Consider the following 4,863-nt stretch of genomic DNA (forward strand, 5'->3'; position numbering starts at 1 on the left):
CTGAGTTCTTCCTCCAACCGGTTCTGGGCCGCCCTTAACAGGGTTTCCGCCTTCCACCGGGCCTGCTCGATACTCCGATGGTCGACCATCGCCTGGGCCAGCTCCCGGGCGTGTGAGGCGACCTTCGTAGCAAGGTCGTCGCGCTCGCGCGTAGCTTGGTCAAGGTCGCGCCGCACGACCGCGAGATCGGCGCCGACGACCAGTTGCTCGGCCTCCAGTTGGTGCAACTCTCGTTCCAGCTGTTCCCGCCGGATCGTCTCAGCGCGGACTTGGGCCTGTAGCTCCCATACCGCTTCCTCTGATCGCGCTGCCCGATCCTCGGCCTGGGTCAGCGCATCCGTGAGGACATAGACCTCGTGCCTGGCCGGTTCATGGTCTCGCAGGGCGGCGTAGTACAGCTCCTTCGTCGATTCCCTGACCTGGTCCGTGACAGGCGCGTCATTCTTGCGCTCGACCGCGGAGTACAGGCGCTCGAGGAACTCCTTGGTCTGGGGTACGCGCTTGCCGTTGAGATAGCGCGACAGGGTGGTCGCGTCGGTTCCGAGGGCGTTCTCCAGCTGATTCAGCGTCATGTCGAGGCCGGTGTAGAACTCGCGGAGCCTCGTGGCCCACGCAGACATGGACGGTTTCAGCTTCGGGTCGAGAGCGCCCAGCGGCCGACCCCTTCGGCTTTCTTTCCCCACCCGCAACAACCCCCTACGCGCTTCGCCTTGAGGGGCCAATCTTTCCGCACCTCGGCAAGATCGTTCTCTCCCCTGCTGCAACAACTCGCCCCCGGCCAGGGTGGATCCAGTCGGGGCCGGCGCGTCGTCAAGGCCAGCCCTGCTCGAAGAACTGGCCGCTGAACGTGCTGGCGGCCCGCACCGTACCGTCATCCTGCAGAGAGGTTCACCGTGCGCACTGCGCTCGCCGTCCTGTTCACCGCCGCCCTGGTCATCCTGGTCGCGCTGCTCACCGCCACCGCTGCGGGCAAGCTCGCCCGTCTCGACGGTGCGTCGTACCCGGCCGCTCTCACCCGAGCCGCCGCCGCCTTTGCCGCCGTCCTCACCCTCGCTGCGGCTGTCACCGCGGCCCTCACTCCCCTCTTCATCTGATCCGCGTTGCCTGCGGCTGGCCAAACACTCCGTCGGCCAGCCGCAGGAAGCCGGGACCGTGCCCGCGCCCCACTCCCGCCCCGTTGCCGCCAGCTCGGTTCAGCGTGGGCCGTCCCGGCCTGGATGGGCCGGGACGGCGGGGTGGGTGCGGGAGCGCGGGCCAGGTCATCCGGTGACGGTCTCTGCGTGCCGGGTGAGCGCGTCCAGGAGCGCGGCCTGGTGGTCGGTCAGCTTGCCATCGGTGCGGGCCACCGCTTGCTTGCGCAGCCAGGTGCCGGGACGGAACGTCGGGTCGTCGCCGAGGCCAGTACGGTTGGCGGGGCCGTCGAGGGTTCCGCCGGCGGCGAGGTAGGCGAGCAGGCGGCGGTAGGAGCGGTTCCAGTCCGGCTCCAGGCGCCACAGCTCGTCCAGCGCGTCGAGCTTGGCGACCTGGTCGGCGGTGAGGTTGTCGGCCTTGCGCTGGCGGCGCATCCACGCGCCGACCGCGTAGTCGTCGAGCTTCGCGGTGGCGGGGATGGCGAGGTGGCCGTGCTGGTGGTGGAACGCGGTGGCGTAGGCGTGGCCGCGTTCCCAGGCGTTGGCGTTCTTCGACCAGATCATGCCGAGCGCGTCCAGCTCCGAAACGCGGGCCGCATCGAGCAGGCCCTGGCTGTTCAGGTGGCGCTGGCGGGTGAGCCAGGAGATCAGCTCGGCGTGCTTGGTCTTGTCGGTGGGGTCGAGGTGGCCGTGCTGGAGGTGGAAGACCGCCGCGACGGCGTGCATCCGCTGCCACTCGACCACGCGCGGGTTGAACGCCCGCAGCTTGACGGTCTGCAGGATCCGGGCGGCGTGCTGCCGAGCGTTGATCCGCAGCCACTCGATCGGTGACTCGGCCGGGGCCGGCTGCTGCTCGCCTTCCCCGGCCTCGGCGGCCGAGCCCTCGGCGGGCTTGGCCGCGGTGGTGTGCGCGGTGCCCTGCGAGCGGGAGGCGCGCAGCTCGGTGATCCGGCCGACCACCCGGGCATCGTGCGCAGCGAGGGCGCGCAGGACCCGCCAGATGGTGCGGAACGAGCTGGCCTCGATCTCGGCGTCGGCCTCGGCCTTCACGGCCTCGCCGGCGTCGTGGACCTCGGCGGGGTGTGTGGTGGCGGTGTCGTCGCCGACCTCCGGCGTCGGCAGGTAGACCGGGATGACGACCCAGCTGACCTTGCCCTGCCGGTAGGACTGGCGCAGCGCACGGCCGACGGCCTGGACGATGTCGATGACCGACGACTTCGGGTCCGCGAAGCAGATGGCGTCCACGGCGGCGACGTCGATTCCTTCCGTCAGGAGTCGACTGTTGCACAGGATGCCGCACTCCTCGCCGTCCTCGCCGGTGTGGGCCTTGAAGTCGGCGAACGCGGCCCGGCGGTCCTTGAGCCGGTCGGTGCCGGCCACCGCCTTCGCCCAGATCCGCTCCGGCCGCTCCGCGTCCGGCAGCAGCTCCGAGGCCTCCAGCAGGGTGCTCGCGAACTCCCGCGCCCCAGCCACCCGCGAGTGGAACGTGATGACCCGGCGCAGGCCGAGGTCGGCGACCGCGCGCAGCACCGCGATCTGCAGGGCCAGGCGCAGCAGCTCCTCATTGGAGCGCTGGGAGCGCAGGTCAGCGACGGCCGGGAGGTTGAGCAGCTCGCGCAGATCCTCGTCCGTCACCACCGGCACCAGCACGCGGTAGTCGGCGAGGTAGCCGTGCTCGATCCCCTGTCCGAGGGTCCAGGTGAAACAGACCTTGCCGTAGATCTCCTCCGAGTCCATGGAGCAGAGCGCGGGCAACCTCTCGGCGCCGTCGGTGTCGGCGAGGTCGGCCAGGCCGTCCTTCGCACGCCGGTCGTCCGCGATCCTGGGCGTGGCGGTGAAGTACAGCCGGCGTTTCGCCGGGACCTGGGCGTCGTTGTGGACCGCGGCCCACGCCTTCCCCTCGGCGCCTGCGGTTCGGTGGGCCTCGTCGATGATCACGAGGTCCCACTGGGCCAGGCCCCAGCCCTGGTGGGCCTGGACGATGCGCTCCAGGGAGGCGTAGGTGGCGTACACGGTGACCGGCTGGCCTTCGGGGGCGCCGTTGACCAGGTCGGTGAGCCGGGCCGCCTGCGTGGTCACCTCGGCGTGGATCCGTCCGCCGGCCTCCGCGCTCTCCAGCGCCTCCTCCCGCGAGCACGCCGCCACCGCCAGGCCCCGGCGACCGCCCCGCAGCGACCAGGCCTCGGCGGTCTGCTCCAGCAGCTCGATCGTCGGCACCAACACCAGCACCCGGCCCCGCGCGGCCAGGCGGCGGGCGCAGCCGGCGGCGATCAGGGTTTTGCCGGAGCCGGTCGCCGCGATGACGGTGGCGCGGCCGCCGTCCTTCACCTCGCGCACCGCGGCCGCCACCGCGTCCTTCTGGAACCAGTGCAACGGCAGCGGGTTCACCATCGCAGGCCGGGAGGGCTGGAACGGAGCCGGCAGCTGGATGGTGGCGGTGGTCTCCACGGTCTTCTCCTTCGGATGCCGCGAAGCGGTCTGGTAAGTCGGGCCCCGCTTGACTGCGGGTCAGGGCGGGAACCTCCTCCCGTCGGTGAGGGGGTTCCCACATCGTCCTGTCGCGGGGCGTCACCCGGCCGAGGGGCTCGTGGGGGAAGGTCTCGGCGGTCCTGCTGGCGGACGGTCGTACCAAGCGGGCCGATTCGCGGATATCAGTGGGCCGGGGCGGTGGCCATGGCATTCACGGTCGAGCCGTCTTGGCTCTTCCGGACCTGCATTTGGGTGGGGATGCGCCGTCGCAGGTCCGCGACGTGGCTGACGACTCCGACGGTGCGGCTGTAGGAGCGCAGTTCGTCGAGTACTTCGAGGACTTCCTCCAGGGTCTCGTCGTCGAGGCTGCCGAAGCCCTCGTCGATGAAAAGGGTGTCGAGCTGGCTGCCGCCGGCTTCCTGGGCGACCACGTCGGCGAGGCCGAGGGCCAGCGCGAGGGAGGCGAAGAAGGACTCGCCGCCGGAGAGGGTGGTGGTGTCGCGGGTCTGGCCGGTCCACTGGTCGAGGATCTCCAGGCCGAGGCCGGAGCGGCCGCGTCCGCTCGTGCGTGCGTCGGTGTGGGACAGCACGTAGCGGCCGGAGGACATGCGTTCCAAGCGGGTGTTGGCCGCCTTCGCCACCTCTTCCAGCCGGGCCGCCAGGACGTAGGCCTCCAGGTGCATGCGGTACTGGTTGTCGCCCGAGGTTCCTGCGGCGAGGTCTGCCAGGTGCTTGGCCACGTGGTGTTCTTCCAGGAGGGGTGCCAGTCGCCCGATGCCTTGTGCGAGGTCGTCGATCTGGCCGAGCAGCGCCTCGCGGCGGGCGCGGCTGGTGCTCTCGTCGATGGCCGCTGCCTCCAGGCGGTCCGCGGCGGCGGCGAGGATCGCCTCGGCGGTCTGTTCGTCGGCCGGTTCCGTGGCGGCGGCCTCGGCGAGATCCGGGTCCTGGAGTGTCGCCGTATGTGTGGCCTGGGCTGTTCGCCAGGCTTCCAGTTCGCTTTCCCGCGCTGCCAGTTCGGCACCGGGGATCATGGCGTGGCGGGCTTCCTCGGGTGTGGTGAATCCCGTAGCCGCGAGCACGGTCGCGGCGGTGCGGCCGGCGCGGTCCAGGTTCCCTGCGGCCGCTGCCGTCCGCTGGATCGCCGCCCGTGTCCGGGCGATCGCTTCCGCTTCGGCGGCGAGGTGGGCGCTGCGGGTGGCGATCGTCGGGGATCCGGCCAGGGCATGGGCAAGGCGCTGGGTGAGGGTCTCCTGCTCGGTGATCC

The 4,863-nt window shown here is 71.1% G+C and carries 4 protein-coding genes; 1 reads left to right on the forward strand and 3 read right to left on the reverse strand.

From position 1 onward, the window contains the following. On the reverse strand, nt 1-572 hold a 572-nt coding region (locus IEZ12_RS35050), incomplete at its 3' end, for a hypothetical protein (RefSeq protein WP_189278127.1). Nucleotides 573-893: 321 nt separating this feature from the next. Between IEZ12_RS35050 and IEZ12_RS35055 the strand changes: the two genes are divergently transcribed. Further along, nucleotides 894-1,094: a hypothetical protein gene (locus IEZ12_RS35055; RefSeq protein WP_189278129.1), complete on the forward strand. Its 201-nt coding sequence runs from the start codon at nt 894-896 to the stop codon at nt 1,092-1,094. 165 nt (nt 1,095-1,259) lie between these two features. Here the strand turns inward: IEZ12_RS35055 and IEZ12_RS35060 are convergent, their stop codons facing one another. Beyond that, nucleotides 1,260-3,578, reverse strand: a complete 2,319-nt coding sequence (locus IEZ12_RS35060; protein WP_189278131.1) for a DEAD/DEAH box helicase — start codon at nt 3,576-3,578, stop codon at nt 1,260-1,262. A 203-nt stretch (nt 3,579-3,781) separates the two neighbouring features. Then, the coding region (locus tag IEZ12_RS35065; protein ID WP_268250299.1) for an SbcC/MukB-like Walker B domain-containing protein at nt 3,782-4,863 on the reverse strand (1,082 nt) is incomplete at its 5' end.

The sequence above is a fragment of the Kitasatospora griseola genome (genome assembly GCF_014648555.1).
Taxonomy (GTDB): Bacteria; Actinomycetota; Actinomycetes; order Streptomycetales; family Streptomycetaceae; genus Kitasatospora; species Kitasatospora griseola.